The 17,335-nt window shown below is 66.3% G+C and carries 12 protein-coding genes; 5 read left to right on the top strand and 7 right to left on the bottom strand.

Translation table 11 applies throughout. The features are described from left to right. The first annotated feature begins 353 nt into the window (after positions 1-353). Complete coding sequence (locus tag GA0070216_RS24475) at positions 354-1,724, top strand: hypothetical protein (protein ID WP_218108279.1); 1,371 nt, start codon at positions 354-356, stop codon at positions 1,722-1,724. Between the two features lie 164 nt (positions 1,725-1,888). On the opposite strand, the gene GA0070216_RS35725 is transcribed toward GA0070216_RS24475, so the two are convergent. The 4 genes from GA0070216_RS35725 to GA0070216_RS24455 are packed head-to-tail and all read right to left on the bottom strand — an operon-like array spanning position 1,889 to position 8,868. Further along, complete coding sequence (locus tag GA0070216_RS35725; protein WP_245722688.1) at positions 1,889-5,014, bottom strand: DUF5995 family protein; 3,126 nt, start codon at positions 5,012-5,014, stop codon at positions 1,889-1,891. Beyond that, complete coding sequence (locus GA0070216_RS24465; RefSeq protein WP_091250862.1) at positions 5,007-5,939, bottom strand: AAA family ATPase; 933 nt, start codon at positions 5,937-5,939, stop codon at positions 5,007-5,009. Before GA0070216_RS24465 ends, GA0070216_RS35725 begins: the two co-directional genes overlap by 8 nt. Then, positions 5,936-7,927, bottom strand: coding sequence for a vWA-MoxR associated conflict system protein (locus tag GA0070216_RS24460; protein ID WP_141723182.1), 1,992 nt, complete (start codon positions 7,925-7,927; stop codon positions 5,936-5,938). Before GA0070216_RS24460 ends, GA0070216_RS24465 begins: the two co-directional genes overlap by 4 nt. Further along, positions 7,924-8,868 (bottom strand): hypothetical protein, encoded by a 945-nt coding sequence (locus GA0070216_RS24455; protein ID WP_091250859.1) that lies wholly within the window; start codon positions 8,866-8,868, stop codon positions 7,924-7,926. Before GA0070216_RS24455 ends, GA0070216_RS24460 begins: the two co-directional genes overlap by 4 nt. Before the next feature lie 237 nt (positions 8,869-9,105). Here GA0070216_RS24455 and GA0070216_RS24450 point away from each other — a divergent pair, with 237 nt between their 5' ends. Next, positions 9,106-9,426, top strand: a complete 321-nt coding sequence (locus tag GA0070216_RS24450; RefSeq protein ID WP_141723181.1) for a hypothetical protein — start codon at positions 9,106-9,108, stop codon at positions 9,424-9,426. 735 nt (positions 9,427-10,161) lie between these two features. Beyond that, positions 10,162-11,376, top strand: coding sequence for a tyrosine-type recombinase/integrase (locus GA0070216_RS24445; protein WP_245722687.1), 1,215 nt, complete (start codon positions 10,162-10,164; stop codon positions 11,374-11,376). Positions 11,377-11,468: 92 nt separating this feature from the next. Here GA0070216_RS24445 and GA0070216_RS24440 read toward each other — a convergent pair whose 3' ends face one another. Together GA0070216_RS24440 and GA0070216_RS36210 are read right to left on the bottom strand one after the other, a co-directional pair. After that, entirely contained in the window at positions 11,469-12,914 is a 1,446-nt protein-coding gene (locus GA0070216_RS24440; RefSeq protein ID WP_091250853.1) for a tyrosine-type recombinase/integrase, read from the bottom strand. A 289-nt stretch (positions 12,915-13,203) separates the two neighbouring features. After that, entirely contained in the window at positions 13,204-13,332 is a 129-nt protein-coding gene (locus tag GA0070216_RS36210; protein WP_281190461.1) for a hypothetical protein, read from the bottom strand. Between the two features lie 203 nt (positions 13,333-13,535). Between GA0070216_RS36210 and GA0070216_RS34715 the strand changes: the two genes are divergently transcribed. Then, complete coding sequence (locus GA0070216_RS34715; protein WP_176739120.1) at positions 13,536-14,099, top strand: hypothetical protein; 564 nt, start codon at positions 13,536-13,538, stop codon at positions 14,097-14,099. 20 nt (positions 14,100-14,119) lie between these two features. Here GA0070216_RS34715 and GA0070216_RS24430 read toward each other — a convergent pair whose 3' ends face one another. After that, positions 14,120-16,543, bottom strand: a complete 2,424-nt coding sequence (locus GA0070216_RS24430; RefSeq protein WP_091250851.1) for a PASTA domain-containing protein — start codon at positions 16,541-16,543, stop codon at positions 14,120-14,122. A 121-nt stretch (positions 16,544-16,664) separates the two neighbouring features. Between GA0070216_RS24430 and GA0070216_RS24425 the strand changes: the two genes are divergently transcribed. Then, the gene (locus tag GA0070216_RS24425) at positions 16,665-17,321 is read left to right on the top strand and encodes an FHA domain-containing protein (protein WP_091250849.1); all 657 of its coding nucleotides are present in this window, start codon (positions 16,665-16,667) and stop codon (positions 17,319-17,321) included. Positions 17,322-17,335: the final 14 nt, after the last annotated feature.

The raw sequence follows: 17,335 nt of genomic DNA, 5'->3' as shown, positions 1-17,335 counted from the left end.
TGCGGCTCGACCGATCAGGGTGAGACGGAAAGCTCCCGAAGCGGGTCACCACCGTCCACGAAGAGCATGGCGTTTGGCGTCGTGAACATGGCGATGCGCCGCAGCACGCGCTGGCCAGCCTCGGGATTCGTCCGGCGATGCCTACCCAGCAGTGCCGCGACCTCCGGGTGGTGTGGAGCTTCGCCTACCAGCAGGCGACGGCTTTACCATGCACAGGCGTCCCGACCGGCTGCATGGCGCATGGCGTCGAAGACCCCCAAGACGAGCGACGGCAGTCATAGCCCCCTCACACCGACAGCGAGCGCGGAGATGGTGAGATGGCATCTCGGTTTGGCAGGCGGCGGAGGCGTTTGATGGCGGACGTAGACACCCTGGTCAATCAGGCATGGAGCCCGGAAACCCGGCGCCTGGCAGGGGAGGCGTTGCGTTGCTACAACGCGGGCGCGTTCAGGGCCAGCATCGCCGCGACGTGGACCGCCGTTACCGCCGACATCATCATGAAGCTGATCGGGCTCGCCGACGACGGCGACTCGACCGCGATCCCGTTCCGCACGGCCGTCACCAACGCCCGGGCGCACGGGCTCAACCGAGAAGGCGTCAAAGCCATGCAGACCATCGAGGCCGACCTGCTCGCCAACGCGGAGAAGTTCGAGCTGATCGACGCGATCGACGCCCACGAACTCAGCCGCATCCAGGAGGATCGCAACCTCTGCGTGCACCCCTCCCTGCGGCTACACGGCGGCACCTACGAGCCCCACGCGGAAGTGGCCCGTGGACATCTCGTCGTCGCACTCACCGCCCTGCTCACCCATCCACCGACGCAGGGCGGCCGGGCACTCGAAGAGTTCAGGAGCTACATCTGTGATTCGAGCTTCTCTCCGACACCGGCGCACCTGCAGGCAGCATTCTTCGACCGCGTCCGCTCCGCCGCCCAACGTCGCATCATCCAGCTGGCCGCCAAGAGCGCCCTGCTGGAACTGGAGCCGGGTGGTCTGCTGCCAGCGATCCAGCACGCCGACCGGATGGCCGTCGCGCTGGAGGCGTTCGCTGCCCGCAATCGAGCGCTCGTTCGAGAGGCCATGGTTGGCCAGCGTGACAGGTTTCGCACCATCGACGGCCCGGCCCAAACGCGGGCGCTCATCCGGTTCGTCGACGCGGACTACTTCTGGGACCTCGTCGACGAAGGGCTGGCCGACCGGCTGCAGGACTTGGTCGTGCATGCCTCCGCAAGTTCACCCGGACAGATGACCGTGGTGCAGGCGATCACCCCCTTAGCGCTCGTGCGCAGCCCGTTTGTTCGGAAACGGCTGCCCAAGCTGGAGGCCCACTTCCTCGCTCAGAGGTGGTGGGACCAGATGAAGGTCGCCGCAGCGCACCCGGATCGGTACTTCGCCGAGCTGATTCCGGGCTATTTGGCGCAAGCCAGTGCCTGGCGGGTGGGAGAAGAGGTGGGACAACTTCTCGTCAAGCACGCCCCTTTCCTGACCCTCGACATCCTCAGCGCGGCACTCACCGCCTGGGTCGAGAACTACCAGTGCCGGACCGCGAACCTGATGGAGACCATCGCCGTCGACCTGTGGAGCCAGACTGCCCACTTAGGGCCGGCGCGCACCAAGGCATTCCAGAATTTCCTGGCCCGGGCTCGGGAACACGAGGGCGTCATCGGCACGTCGGGGTACTACACCTACCAGGCGTTGGAACTCGCTATCGAAGCCAACCCATAAATGAACCACCAGAACGCGAACAGCGAGTTGTGGATCACGCCACCAAGGAGCTCGACACCTGAATCCTCACGATCGTCGATACCCGGCCTTGCCGCAGTCACCCTAAAATGCAATATCAAGTCAAAAATGATCAGGATCTAAGCTACTTCTCCGCAGGGAGCGCGCTATTGCAGGAAGGCGCCGAGCGGTGAGAGCAACAGCTTTCCGAGAGCAGCAGAGTTTTGGTCGAGCCGATCCCTTTCGCGCTGTAAACGTATGGCGTCGTAGCGGATACCCCACAGCCTTTGGGCATTGCGCCAGGCGACGTCGCGGCTGTATTGCACCAGCTCGCCCTGATACCAGTCATCTAAGTCGCCGTTAAGCATATCGAGCATAAGCTGCCACCTTTCCAAATAGCCTCGGCGCAAGGCAGGGATCTTTCTGGCGAAAATCTCATTGAGTTGGAGGTAATCCGAGTGCTGTTCTGTGCCGTCGATGGGTTCGGATTTTAATAGCATGAGCGTGTCCACCAGCGCGAACGGCAGGTCGAAGTTTATTAGCGCGTTGATGCCTGCTGCCGCTTCGGCCCTAATGGCAGTTCTGGGTTGACTGACCCCCGCGAATAGGGCGGACCAAGCCCGTGGACACTGGTCAGGATCCTCACGCCAAGTTCGTAGTGCGTCGAAATAGTGGCGTCCTTGCTCGATAGTCAGCAGGGAGATGAACGCGGGACTGTGGAAGCGGCCTGCATGCAGCCCATTAAGTACGTTCTCAGCGATTTGAAGATATAATTCATTGAAAGTGGAGATCGCATTTACTTGCGATAGTGGTGACGCCTGCTCGAGGTGGTCCTGTAGTCGCCTGAGTATGGTCACTAGGGTTCGCACGTCATCGAACTCATGCCGCAATACCGCGTCCACAGCCAGCCAAGCTGGAGAAGACAGAATAGGATCTTCGTCCGCTCTGGCCATCGCCCGGTCTGACAGCGGATCTTGGACGATCAACGCTTCGTCGGTCTCGAACCTCAGCGAGGCACCGAGCGACGAACCGAGCAGCCTACCGAGCGCCGCAGTAGTGCGGTCCAGCGACACTAACTCAGCCTGTCGCCGGACTACGTCCGAGTGCGCCATCTGCCGAATGCTTCGCCACACGACGTCCTGGGTGTATGCGGCGAGCTCGCCTCCGTGCCAGGCGTCTAGGTCGCCGTTCAGCGTAGCGATCAGCAGCTGCCAGCGCTGGAGATAGTTCCAGTCGACCCCTGGAAGGGCACCGGAGAACACCTCGACGAGCCGTCGGTGATCCAGATGCTCGGGGCCGCCATTCCGGAGCGTGTGCTGGTGGCGTGCCGCCGCAACCGAAGTCGACCGCGGCAATTCGAAGTTGAGAACCACATTGAGAGCCACGGCGGCCCGTCGGACCGCAGACGCTGTGACCACGCGCGGCGGCTGGAACAATGCAGCCCAGCAGAGCGGAAGATCAGAATCTTCGAAGACCCACTGCCTCAACGCCTTCCAGAATCCTTCGAAAAGGGCCTCGACGATGAGCTCGACAAAATCTGGATTCCGGAATTGTTCCAGAGTTGCGGTCTCGACGGAGATTGCTTCCAGGAGGATCGCGACCTCGGCTGCTGCCAGGTCGGCTTGGGCAAGAATTTTCCTGCACCGACTGATCTGTCGGAGATCGGCATTCGCTTCATTGGGAACCAGACCGCGCAGCCTCTCGCGGACGGAACCCAGCAGTTCTGCCTGCCCGGAACGCGGACTGAATTCCGCACCGGCCACCGGCTGGGCCGGGATTCCCAAAACCTGCAGCGCATCTGCGGACGCGATCGCAAAAGGTACTGCGTCTAGCGGCAATGGTACGTCACCACCTGACTCGGGGAAGACGACCGGGAACCGGTTCGGCGCGCCGCTTCGCTCGCCGACATGCTGGCTCAGCAGTTCGTATAGCCGCCATACGTCGTCTACGCGCAAGTTCTCCTGAAGTTGCTTGCGGACACCGGGCTGGAAGAAGAAGAACGGGGGCTGCTGTGCCGCATCCACTGCCAGCAGGCCGCCAGCGATCACCTCTCCGATGTCACTGATACCGGCCTCTGGCACAGCCGTCTCAGCGATCAGCCGTAGCATTGGCAGCGTGAGCCGCTCGCAGGTAGCAGCCAAGACGGCGAGCCGGTTCGCCGCCGGTGAGGCCAAACGGCGGAACGACGTAACGAGCGCCCTAGCCTGTGGCTCGTCGGCCTGGCCATTATGGGATGCTGAATATTCGGCGGTCCAACGGCCCTTAGCTGTGGTAAGCACCGCCTCGCAACCGGCCGGGTCACACCGCATCAGAGCGGCAGCGAACCGGCTCAGGGAGTGCGGCGTCAGAGCGAGTACCGGCACCGGGAGCCACGACTCGTCCTTGGCCGGGCCGAACCGAAGCATCGGCGGTAGCCGGAAGCTCAACGCCTGGTTTCGACTGCCCGGAGCCGGTGCGCGGACGCGGGTGGCGGGTAGATTAAGGCCCGCGTGGTCCCAGAGCTTGGCAGAGATTGGGTTGATTAGTGCCGTCGGCGTCGACTCCGACCATGCCCGCAGCGTCTTCCAGACCTCACGCCGCTGCCAGCCCGCAGCGGAGCAGTCGGTAAAGACAAAGATCATCTGGCGCGCATCGGTGGCCCGTAGCCGTCGCGGCGGAGTTGGCAGCCCTGCGGTATCCGACAACACCTGACGGTCGCTGCTGGGATCCAGATAGAACGTTTGAATCGTTCGGAAGGCACCCAACTGCGCGAGGATTCGACGAAACTCGAGCACTATGTCGGCCCACGCGGCCATGCCGGGAGACCGATCCACCACCAGCGCGGCTTCGAACCACCGCTCCGGGGCTGGTCTGAACGCGGGAACGAGCTGACCCGTTTCGGCATATCCCCGTACGGTCGCGTCGATGTCCAGCTGCCCGTGCCGCCCAGCCCGCCAGGGGGTCTTGAAGGGACGTAGCGCCCGGGCAAGTTCGAGCGCACGCGGCAGAGGCCGCGCCGCGTTGATGCCGACTCGGAGCCCTAGGCCGCTGCTATGGGATCCGGGCAACATGTCGTAAAGCGGCCTGCCAATCCTGCCGGGTTGGGAGCGCGGTCGCACCGGAGAGCCGTCACCGTCCGTATCGATCTGCCGGTATTGACTGTCTGCGGCAGGGTCTGCTGCTGACGAGGCAACAGGCTCGGCAGTACGGTGTCCCTGGGCGCACAGCCACAGCGCCTCGGCAATGGCGATGGCGTCCGCTTTAGGGTCGATCGATCGGAGCGTAGCGATGACCGGTACCAGTTCTTCAGACACGTGAGAGTTCCCGCAGCAGGAGCTCGCGCAGTTGCTTGCGGGTTGCGTCCTTTGGGGTGTCGGTTCCCCGCAGCAGGAAGACTGTGTTAAGAAGTTGGTCCACGGCGAGACTCTCGCCCGACCGGACCCGATCAACGAAGGACTGGATTAGCTGCATGGCCTCCGCATCTGGCGGTGAGGTGAGGTGAGCATGAACTACCCGACTTAACATCTCCACTGTCGGCTGAGGCATCACGAACCGGATGCAACGACGTAGGAACGGCCCTGGAAAGTCGCGCTCGCCATTGCTCGTCATCACGATGAAAGGGAATTCAGTGCATTGAATACGGCCACGGACAACGGTCGGTCGGGCATCGCTGCCCCATTCCCGGACGGCCACTTCTGCCCGATCGTGGCGGGCTAGCTCGGGGATCTCGAACTCGCCGCGCTCAAGAACGTCCAGTAGGTCGCTTGGTAGATCGAGATCGCTTTTGTCGATCTCATCAATCAGCATCGGTCGTGGCCGCTTCGACGGCAGTAGCGCGGTGCCGAGCGGGCCGAGCTGTAGGAACGGCCCGATGTCCTCGGCCGGTTGGGTGCCGGTCGTGGCGGCGAGCTGTTGCGCATGAATGCGGCCCAACGCGTCGTAGCGATAGAGCGCTTCGGTCAGTGTGCTGCGGGAGGTAATGTGCCAGCGCAGCACCCGACCAAGCCGCAGTTCGGCTGCGACGGATTCGATTACAGCCGACTTTCCGGAGCCGGGAGCACCGGTGATCAGCAGCGGGCGGCGCAGGCAGACGGCAGCGTTGACGGCTTCAACTAAGCCGTCCGGCGGCTGGAAGATCTCGCCGAGTGGCTGACGAGGGAACTCTCGCCACGGAGGAGCGGGCGGGATTTTCGTCTCTCGCGCCTTGCCATCACCGTGGTAAACGGCGCGCCATGTCATTGTTTGTCCTCCTGCACGTCTCGCCACTGCATTCGGTGACAGAAATCGAGCCAACGCTCGTCGTCCCACACAGCCCGCAGATCGGCGAGCACGTCTTGGGTCGGCTCGTTGCGCCAGCGCTTACGGTATGCGGTGAGAAACCCTCTTGGTAGCTCTCGCCAGGCGGCGATCAGGTCGGCGCGAGGGTCGCCGGTCGGAGTAGGGTCGCCTAGCCAGATGACGATCGGTGTAAAGGTCAGCAGTAAGGTTAGAACCTCCTCCGGTTCCCGCAGCTGGCACCCGACCGCCACTGCGGTGCCAAACGACTGCTGTTTCAGCTGATCCCGCAGCTGGCCGATTTCAAGCATCCGGTGGTCGTCGAGCCAGTCGAATGGGTGGCCTGGGGTGGGGCGCTCGGCGCGCAGGCGGTCTCGTAGCCACCGGTTTATCCGCCTCGTTTCCGGTGACTGCTTGAACCGGTCACTCCAGTGCAGCACCACGTCGTGGGTCAGCCCGAGTCGGATCCCCAGCTCGATCTCCTCTGGACGCCACTGAAGCAGTAGACCGGCCGGGGCAGCCACCTCGACGTGACGTAGCGGCAGTCCGCGGGCATCAGCGAGTCGCTCGGCTTCGTCTACGGCAGAGAAGACGGCGATCGCGACGCCATCAGGGGTTGGCTCACAGGGGTGGTCGGCGTGATCGACGTCCTCGTCGCCGTGCATCACCCAGGCTTGGACCACCTCGGGCCAGTCTCCGGTCAGCGATGCGTGCAGGCTCACGATGAGACGTAGCTCCCGGGGCGCCTGGCGATCGCTGAGTTCCGCGATCACCTCGTTGGCGTATGCCAGTAGTCCCAACTCATCGACCCAGCGCCGCAGCTCCGGTGCCTGTAGGTCGCGGCCAGCTTGCTCAGCAAGGGTAAGAATGAAGCGCACTAGCTGCGCCGGTCCGCTCTGCCCGACCTGTGGGTTCAGCGCCAAGTAAGCGGCAACCTCCGCCTCGGTGAACGCTCCAGGTGCAAAGAACTCCGGCGGAAGAATGACCGGGGAGGCACGGCGTAGGGCCTCGTGCGTCACCGCATCCCGTAGCAGCGAACTGCGGAGCAGTTCGCAGGTCCGAAGAACGCTGTAGAGGTCGCGCACCACGCTTTCGGCCCGCGATCGCTGCGGCGACTCCGGGGCATCGAGTAGCAGGTCCAGTGCCTCAGCGACCGGGGGCAGTGCATGTAGCTGCGGCAGCGCGGCGCGCATGGCCCTTTGGTACTGCCCGAATCCGAATGAGCCGTATCGGCTAGACACCGGCGCGACCCGCGGGTTGCGGCTCAGCCACAGGTCCTCAGCCTGGCCGTCGTAGCGGTGGAAAACAATGCTCTGCCATCGAGCGCGAATACGCAGCTCGGGCAGGATCGCGTCCACGCCGAGCGTGAGCGTGTCGCCGGTACCGGAACGTACTAGGTCGACAAGGGCGGTGGTCATGTTGAAGTCGATCGCCGACTGCTGCACCGCCGAGGCCATTAGGAGATCCAGGCGGGTTCTACCCTGACGCGCTCCGATAGTCAAGGATGGCACTGGTGGCACGGCGGCGGCTGCACTGCATGTGTCGATCAAGGCCAGCACACCGGCCACGCCCATCCGATCCACCGCTGCCTGGAGCAAGGCGGGAACGTTTACGGCGGTATTCGGTAGCCCTTGGGTCGAGTCGCGCGCCATGAGGTAGAGCGTCGGGTTGTCGCCAGGAACGAACCCGTGACCGAGTAGCGCGAGAACCAGGGTCGCGGAGTGCTCGGCAGCATACTCAACGGCTTCCCGGACGTTTCTCTCGATCTCAGCTTGGTCCAGGTAGCCGACAAGCAGGCCACTCTGACCGGGCAGCCCGGGAAGGCAGGCGCCCAGGCAATCGTCAGTGAGCGCGTCATGCAGTGCCCGGGCTGCTTCCTCAAGTCGAACTAGCGGTGGCCCCATGGTGTGGCATTGCGTCGCCACTACTAGGAGGTGTCTCCGTACGCTCATGCCATAACTGCTTCCGCGACCGGCCCCGCCAAGTCGGGTTTGCGAAGATATTTTGTTGCAGTGTGTACCCACAGTCCGTCAGAGTCAATGCGACTGCTTTCCGGGATAACTCCGAGATGGTTAGGCCGCATGTCGTTTTCTAGCTTCGCCCGAGCGACGATAATATCGTCTCGGTCCCACAAATTGATCCACTTGTGCACCGAAGGCGGCGTCGCCGGCGGTTGCGGTGCCAGACGCGGCAAGACCACTGAACGCATGGCTAGCGGCGAGCCGAGCGTGACCAGAAGCGGAACCTCACCTTGGTGTTCGTGCAAGGTTTCCCATCCCACCACGGAGCCGAGCGAGTGCGCAATCACGATAGACCGCTCGCTCAGGTGGTCATGTACTCGCTGTCTGACGCGTACATCAAGGGTTTGGCCCCGCTCGTCCTGCTCCCCTCGAGCAAGGTATCGGACAACTTGGGCCAGCGCTCCTACCAGTAGTTTTCCGCCGAGCCATTGTCCAGACCGACTCAACGGTCTGTAGGCGAGTAGCGTGGTAACCGCGTTGATCGCTCGTCGGATCGGGGCAAGGATGCCTTGCTCGGCACCGACTGCGACAAGTTGACTCCGGGCGTTCTCCAGCACTTGCCGGCGCTCTAGGTCGTCAGTCACGGCCAAATGCTCGTCGATCAGTTCGGTTAGCAGCGCTGTGAGCAGGTTCGCCTCGTCCTCATCGAGTTCAAAGCCGCTGCCCTGGGCCTGCGCTGGAAGGAAGAGGTCGCCATAGTGGGCGAACGAAGTCCGTACCTTGCCCCGCAGAAGGTCGTCGGAGAAGGCGGAGTGCCCGGCGGACCGGGCTCCGTCGGCCAGTGCCGTAAGCCACTGTCTCAGCTCATCGTCGACCCGGCGCGGTGGTCCGACGCCGTGCACGAAGAGCACATTGGTCCGGGCGGCTCTCATCCCCGATATTCTGGCGTATCAGCTCGGCCCCAGGAAGATGCCGACGCAAATCCGACGAGAGGCCACTTCGACAGCCAGGCTCGGCGTACCGTGCCGGTGGCCGAGGCAAGACAGGCGACCCCGTCCGGCGACCATGGAACGGATACAGCAACGGTTCAGCCAGCACCTCGGCACCTCCAACGTGACCTGCCAGTGGCGGGCCCGGGTTCGTGCGCAGCCCGAGCCGGGGCGCGGTGGGTGCTGGTTGTGGACGACCATCGAGGCGCAGGCTCTGGCCACTACCTACGCGATGCCAAAGCGGTCCGGAACCGGCTCGCGTACGGCGACGACCCACGGACCGCACCGAACGCGTCCGGGACGCTGCATGACCGCAAGGACGGCAAGACGTCGATCACCCTGATGTGGGTCGAGGGCTTCGTGCAGGCGGTGCAGGACCTTGCCACGATCACCGCGTTCGAAGTCACCGGCGAGAACGTTCTGATCCCAGAGCGGCAGGTCCCACCACGTACTGGGATGAGTGCGAATCCTCCCGCACCCCCGTACGGGCTGACGTCGTAGGGGCGACGCCGCGTATGGCGACGTAGCGAAGACAGGCTGGGAAGTCAGGACAACTACCGGAATCCGGCTTTGCTGGCCAGCCGTGTCGCGGCACGCATGGTGTCGTGGAGCGCGATGTTGACCAGCCGGCCTGACCTTCCTGGGTGCTCCATGGGTGCTCGGACGTCGGGGAACTGGCATGGACCCCCTCGGACCGCTGCGGAAGCTGGGCCCTTGCCCCGATCGCGGGAGGTAGTGCTGCGCGGCTCATGGTCTGGCAGGGGGCGTGGAACTGCGGTTATCCGGCTGGACTCACCAGGATCTAGGGTTAGACAATTGGACCAACTTTGATAGAGTGCTATACGGATGACTCTACCCACATGGCTGCCTACGGATCAGAAGGTTAGGGGTTCGAGTCCCTTCGGGCGCACAAGTTCTACCAGGCAATATTCATGGTTGCCGTTGGCTTTCGGGTCGTTGTGGGTCGCATGTGGGTCACGTCTGTGACCCACATGCCGGGCCTGGTGGGGCCGCGTTGATCTGGGCTTTCGGGTTGATGTGCAGCGGATTCGCGGACGGATGATGCGGATCCGCCTCTTCGTCTGAGCGCCATGATCCACTCGGTTGATGATCATGGCGTGCCTGCTGTCTAGCCTGTCCGGGTGTCGTGGGGGATGAGTGGCTAGGGCTAACGAGGCGGGCCTGGTGTACCGGCGGTGCGGCTGTCGGTGCGAGCAGACCGGTCGCCAGTTGGGTGTGCGCTGCGATCGTCTGGCCGAGGTCGACCACGGCCGTTGGTACTTCGCGGTGCAGTTGACCGGTGCTGACGACCGGCGTGTCCGGGTGCGTCGCGGCGGTTTCGCCAGCCGGGCAGAGGCCGAGCGGGCCTGCTGGTCGCTGCGGCAGGTGCCGGGGCGCGAGGCGGCGGGGATGTGGACGCTGAGGCGTTGGCTGGAGTTCTGGTTGTCGGAGAACGAGGGGCGGCTGCGTCCCTCGACCATGGTCAACTACCGCGGCCTGGTGAACGACTACCTCATCCCGCAGTTGGGTCACGTCCGGATGCGGGGGTTGCGTACCCGGGATGCCCAGCGGGCGATGGACCGGATCTCGCACCGCCATGTCCGAGGTGGACGGCTGATTTCTCCGGGCACGCTGAACGGTATTCGTGCGGTGCTGCGCAGCGCGTTGTCGGCGGCGCGGCGGCAGGGGGTGATCGACCGGAATCCCGGCCGGGGGCTGCGGCTGCCGAACGGGGCACGCCCCCGGGCGGTGGTGTGGGACGCGGAGCGGGAGAAGGCGTGGAACGACACGGGGGTGCGGCCTCGGGTGGCGGTGTGGGGGCTGCATCAGGTCGGCCGGTTCCTGGAGTCTGTGCAGGGTGATCCGTTGTTCGTGTTGTGGTGGCTGGTGGCGTTGCGGGGGCCGCGTCGGGGTGAGATCGCCGGGTTGCGGTGGGAGGACATCAACCTGACCGATGGTGAGTTGGCCATCCGGGAGCAGGTGGTCGTGGTGCGTGGGGTGGAGCGGTTGGGTCCGCCGAAGTCGGCGGCCGGGGTGCGGACCTTGGCGTTGGACGAGTTCAGTGTGCGGCTGCTGACGGATCTGTGGCATCGGCAACGTCGGCGGTTCGGTCGGGTCGATCCGAAACAGCGGGTGTTCGTGCACGATGATGGGCGGCCGGTGCGTCCGGACTGGCTGACCCGCCGTTTCGCGAAGCTGGTCAAGGATGTGGATCTGCCGCCGGTGCGGCTGCACGACTTGCGGCACGGCGCTGCGGGGATCGCCTCGGCGGCCGGGGTGGACCTGAAGCAGATCCAGGAGGACATGGGCCACCACACTCCGTTGACGACCATCGAGACCTACATCTGCGTGTTCCAGCAGATGGCCAAGAAGGCGGTACGGGCGTCGGCCGAGTTGCTCCTGCAGCATGTGCGGGTCAGGGCGTCCCTGGCGGGGGCCTACCAAGCCTGATCTTCGAGGCGGGGCGCTTCGGATAGCGGCCTGCCTGGGAGCAGGAGAAGCGTTCCTGTCCCAGGGCAGGCCGTCCGGCGAGCGAGGGGTGATCAGCGAGTTCCGGGTGTTCGGCGGCCGTCGGGCTCCGGCTGCATGGTGGCGTTGTCTTCGGCTCTTGGCGGCATCTGCTGGTTTCGCTCGGAGATCGGCTCCGTCGTCGCGGTTGTTGGCGGGCGTCGCTTCCCGTGATCGCTATGCCGGGCGGGTGGTCGCATCTCGGCGCCGGGTGTGCCGGCGTTGAGGAGGAGGCGGGCGGTTGCTTCGGCGGCTTTGTGTTGGGTGGCGGGGAGGCTGGTGGTGTAGGTGTCGGCGGTGATCCGGATCGTGGCGTGGCCGAGTTGGTGTTGGATGGTCTTGAGGTCGGCGCCGGCGGTGTGGGCGAGGGTGGCGGCGCCGTGGCGGAGGTCGTGCAGCCGGATCGGGGGTAGTCCGGCCCGGTCGACCAGGAGGCGCAGGCGTTGGGTGAGGTAGCCGGGGTGCACGGGTAGTCCGTCGGGGCTGGTGAAGACGTAGCCGCTGTCGTGGCAGACCTTCCCGCAGCCGGTTCGGCGGGTGCGGTGGTGGCGTTGCCGTTCGGCGTGCCGGCGCAGTATCCGTGCGGTGTGCCGGTCGAGGGCGATCGTGCGGCGGCTGGTCGCGGACTTGGGTGGGCCTTCGTGGACGTCGTAGCCGGCGGTGGTGCGTTGCCGTACGACGGACAGTTGGCGGGCTTGGAGGTCGATTTCGGTCCAGCGCAGGCCGGCGGCTTCGCCGCGGCGTAGGCCGCGTAGGGCGATCAGCCACCACAGGGCGAACAGGTTGTCGTCGCGGACGTAGTCGAGGAACGCGGCGAGCTGGACTGGTGTCCAGACAGCGACGGACGGCCGCTCGCCGGTGGCTTCCCACTCGGCGACCCTGTTCTCGGTCCACAGCCGCGCCAGGGGACGCTCCTGGACGGGTAGCTCCACCCGCCGGGCGGGGTTGTCGACGATGAGGCCCTCCCGGATGGCGGCGTTGAGCGCGGCGCGCAGCGTGGTGTGGATGTGCTGCAGCGTGCAGGGCGTCTGTGGCTGGCCGGACCGGTTGCGGGTGGCGGCGATCTGCGTGAACGCCGCATTGAGCTGCCGGGAGGTCAGCTCACCGAGGATCAGGTGCCCGATGTGGGGGACGAGGAAACGCTCCACGTCGCGCGTGTAGTGCATCCTGGTCGTCGGCCGGATCCGGGTCCTGGCCGACAGCCAGTACCGCAACCACCGCGTGACCGTCCACGACCGGCCGGCCTGCTGCTCGCGAGACAGGATCAGGAGCTCATCGCGGGCCTTCCGCGCGGCCGCCTCCGACGTATACCCGCCCCGGCGTACCCGCTCGGCCTGTCCGAGCAGGTTCCTGGTGGAGCAGTGGAAGTACCAACTTCCATGATCGAACTCCGGCAAGCTCGGGCAGCTCTTGCCCAACGTCCGCCTGGTGACCGGGTCCAGGCAGCCGCACCGCTTCACGACAGCACCGTGGCTCTTCATCGCTTTCTCCTTTTGTCGGTGGTGGTCACACCCTCACCCAGGGAGATTGGGTGAAAATCGGTTTTCGTACTGGTTCACGATTTCCATCGACTACGAGCCGGTCGACGCTCGCAAGAGCCTTCAATTCAGTTCGTGAGTCGGGATTCGACCTTGGGTCCCAAGACCGGCCAGGGGACGCACCGGCAAGCTGCGCACGAGGACCGTTCAGCGAGCCCATGGACGCGATCTGCAACCAGGCACGTGGCGGCGCGGCTCTGGCATTGGCTGCGGGGGTGGACCTGATAGTGATTCAGCTCGGTATGGGCGACGCCAGCCCGGTCACCACCGCCGAGACCTCCATCCACGTGTTCAGGAAGATGGCCAGGGAGGCGGTGCGAGCCAGCGCCGCGTTGTTGCTGTCGCACGCGAAGATCCGCACGTCGTTGGAGGGTGCTCTCAGGCGCGGCTCTGGCGAGCATCGTTGCCACGGTCGATCCCGGCTGCCGGGTAGCACAGTCTCGTCTGAGAAAGCCGTGGCGTCGTGGTGAGCGCCGTCGACGGGCTTTGCTGGAGATCGATATCCTGCGGCACGATCCGCGTCTGGACGGCCCCGGCCGGTCAGACCCGGCGGGCGAGGTGTTGATGCGGGCCGCTTCCGCCTACTACCGGGTGCTGGTCGGCGGAGCCCGGGTGCGGCTGGAGTCCGCTGTCGGCCTGCTGCGCAACCTTGCGGTCACCGGTGCTGGTGGGCTGGAGGTGGCTCAAGAGCAGCGGGCCGTGGCGGTCACCGCCGCCGAGCAGTTCGGCGACCTGGAGCTGACCGCGCGGGTGATCGGTGCCTACGACGTACCGGCGCTCTGGCCCCGCGCCGACAACCCCGAGCAGGCGGCCGGCATCGTCGCCGCTGCGGAACGCGCCCTGGCGGTCCTCACTCCGGACGGCCCCGGTCCGGCCCGGGCCCGGCTGCTGGCCACCATCGCGCTCGAGTCGCGCGGCACCCGGGACCCCCGGCCGCGCGAGTGCGCCCGGCCGCATCCGGATCCGCTCCGCTTTGTGACGCTCGCCGACTTCGTCGCCGAGGCCGGGCAGGGCGGCAAACCCGTGCCGACGGCACCAACCCGGGGGCGGTGCCGAATCGCGTCCGCTTGCTCTCTGTCAAGCTGCCACGTTGATGCGGCTGTGGCACCGGCGAGGAGTGCTCGGTAGACGATGTCGAGGGCCCCGAGTTACCCGTTCGGCCGGAAAGGCGGCACCTTGAACCAGATGTAGCAGATATTCGTGGTCTGGTCGGTGTAACCGTTCTGCGTGTGCGAGTCATGCTCGAAACTGCCTACCGGGGCGAAGCCCCAGGCCCGTCGCGCGTTGCTGTACATGCCGTTCAGCAGGGCCGTGCCCGGTACCGGGCTGCCGAAGCACCGGAAGATCCGGCCCATGCTCTCGTACCGCGAGGTGGGCGGGTTAGGGTCCTGGGAGTAGTAGTAGCTGATGTCCCGGGTACCGCCGCCGCAGTTGTTCCGGCAGACGAAGCCGTAGACGTCAACGAGGCCGGGCGCCTGGGCGTCCGGCGGGTAGGCCCCACCGATCGCCGGCTGCTGCTCGAAACCGGCCTGCGGGTTCGGGTCGAGCGACAGCATCCGGGCGTCCTGGCCGCTGACCTTGAACCGCTGCAGGTGCACGGCGGCGGTGTCCTGATAGTTGATCTTCACCTGGGTTCCGGGGACGGCCGCGGCCGTACCGGCGGGTGGATCCTGGCTCTTCACCACGTCCACGTCCCAGGTTACCTCCTCCGGGTTGGGCGCACAGCCGAAGCCGAGCGACGTCAACCGCTCGCACGCCGCCGCCGACGCCAGCCCGTTCACGTCCGGCACGGTGACCCGGTCCTTGCCGAGATAGGTCACCGTGACCTGCGTCCGGTTGGCGACCTGGCTGGACGCCTCGGGACTCTGTCCGATCACCTTGCCCATCTCCGCCGGCGTCGCGGCGATCCCGCCCTCGACCGGCGTACAGGTCAGCCCGGCATTCTGGATCGCCTGACACGCCTGGTCGACGAAGCTGCCGAGGACGGGCGGCACCACCGTCGGGCCGCAGACGAAGACGGTCACCTGGGTCCTGGGGTGCACCCGGGAACCGGACTCGGGCACCGAGGCCAGCGCCCGACCGGTTTCACATCCGGGGTCGCTGCGGGTGGTCGGCACGCACCGCAGGTCCGCCGCGGTCAGGTCGGCGCAGGCGGTGGCCTGATCCTTGCCGGCCACCTGCGGTACCTCGACCAGCTGCGGCGTGCGCGCCGGCCGGGGACGAGGACTGGTCGACCGGGTCGGCCGAGGGCTCGTGGTCCGCGGGGGCGGCGCGGTTGACGTGCTCGGGCGGACAGTCGGCTGGGTGGTCCGCGGCGCGGTGGTGCGCGGCATGGTCGGTACCGGGTCGTCGGTCACACCGTCACCCCGTCCCTTATCCACTTCGCGTAGTTCGTCCCGGTCGAAGACCAGCATCCGTCGGGCGTACGGGTCGTTGACCCAGACCCGCCCGTCGCGGTAGGTCACCTCGAACCGACCGGTGCCGGGGACCTGCACCGCACGCCGCTGCCGCAGCGTGCCCAACTCCAGGACGATTACCTGGCGCTGACGGTGGTCCGGTACGTAAATCCGGTCCCCGGTCACCACGGGCCGACCGTAGTCCCGGATGCCCTGCCGTCCGGAGAGTCTGGCCTCGTGCTGCGTCCCGGTCCTGAAGTCGATCACCGACACGGTGTCATCGGGTTGGTGCAGGGTCACCAGCACCGGGACCGGGGCACCCGGCTCGGCGACCCGGACCGCACCGGCGTCGACGCTCCTGTCTAGGTCCACCGTGCGATCGCCCCGCGAGCCGTCACCGATGATCCGGGCCGAGCCGCCGGTGCCCCGGACGGCCTGGTAGACGACCGGCCGGTCACCGGCGAGGGTGAGCCGGACGGCACCCTCCGGCGTCGACACGACCGACTCGTCCCGTATCCCGGCACCGTCGATCCGGTAGAGCCTGCCGGCGATCCGGGAAAGCGCCCAGGCCGTCCCGTGGCTGTCGACGACGGCGTCGTCGACCCGGGCCGGCAGCCTCACTGGCCGGGAGTTGTCGCCGTCGAGCAGGGCCAGCGTGCCGTCGACCGGGTTCAGCAGATAGGCCCGCCCGCCACCGGTGACGAGCTGGCGGGTGCCCTCCCGGCCGTCCGCCGCCGTCCGCCTGCCCGGGGCGGGTGACGGCGGGCTGGACGGCTGGTCGCCGGTGCCCGTGGCGGGCCGGCCGGAGGTGCCGGCCGACGGAGTCGTGCCGGCACCGGGCGCTTGGTCGACCCGGGTCGGCCGCATGTCGTCGGTCGGCATCCGCCAGGTTTCACCGGTTTCGTTGTTGACCACGTACACCCGCTCCGGACCGACCTGGACCACCTCCAGCCGCTGCCGGCCGGTGGCCAGGGCGCGGGCGGACCGGGCATCGGCCTCGCCGCTCTCGGCGTTGACCCGAACGACGGTCTGGCCCTTCTGGACGTAGGTGCTGGCGTCGCCGAGCACCGCCTCCGAGGACCGGTAGCCGATTCCGAACGTGGTCACCAGCACCGTCGTCAGCACGCCGACCACGAGTCCGACCTGGGTGAGCCGCTCACGGTGCCGCTTGAGCATAACTACCTCCGTTGCGCGCTGTTACGGTAGAGTCACCGCGCCCGGCTCCTCCGCTGGACGAGCGTAGGACATCCGGGAGACCATCGGCAGCGCCGAGGATTGGGAAGGACTACCCGGCATCTTGACCAATCTGACCGTCACCTTCGACAACACCGTGCACATCGGCCAGCCGACCGACATCGTCACGTTCGGGCGAGCCGCCGACTGCACGGTCTGTCTCGACCCGGAGGACATCGCGGTGTCCCGGCGGGCTGGCGTGTTCGAGTTTGTCCACGATGGTTGGCGGTTGACCAACCGTTCCACCAGCCGACCGTTGTCGGTGATCGACGAGCGCGGGCTACGGAAGGTTCTCGGGCCGGGGCAGCGGTTGCCGGTCGAAGAGCCGATCTGGGTGCTCGTCGAGGGTGCCCGCAGCCACCGGATCCGGGTGGACGTGCCGATCAGTCATCCGCGGCCGGAGCAGACGCTCTCCCCCGGCCTGCCGACCGTCGTCGGGGAGAAGGTGCTGGTCACCGCAGCCGAGCGGCGGACCATGGCGGCCCTATTCGTCGAGTACCTGCGGGACCCGCCGGAGGCGGTGCCCAAACCGAGGAGCTACCAGGCCGCCGCCGCCCGGCTCGGTGAGAAGAGGTCGACCGTCCTGAGGCGGATCGAGTACCTCCGTGCCCGGCTCACCGCCGCTGGCGCACCGAGCCTCACCGGCCACAACGCCCTGGAGAACCTCGCTGAGTACGCGCTGTCCCGCCGGCTGGTGACCAAGGACGACCTGCGGCAGTAGCGCCGTCGTGAGGG

The organism is Micromonospora matsumotoense, assembly GCF_900091525.1.
Taxonomy (GTDB): domain Bacteria; phylum Actinomycetota; class Actinomycetes; order Mycobacteriales; family Micromonosporaceae; genus Micromonospora; species Micromonospora matsumotoensis.
The sequence above is the reverse complement of the archived record's forward strand: the minus strand, read 5'-3'. Positions and strand labels throughout refer to the sequence as shown.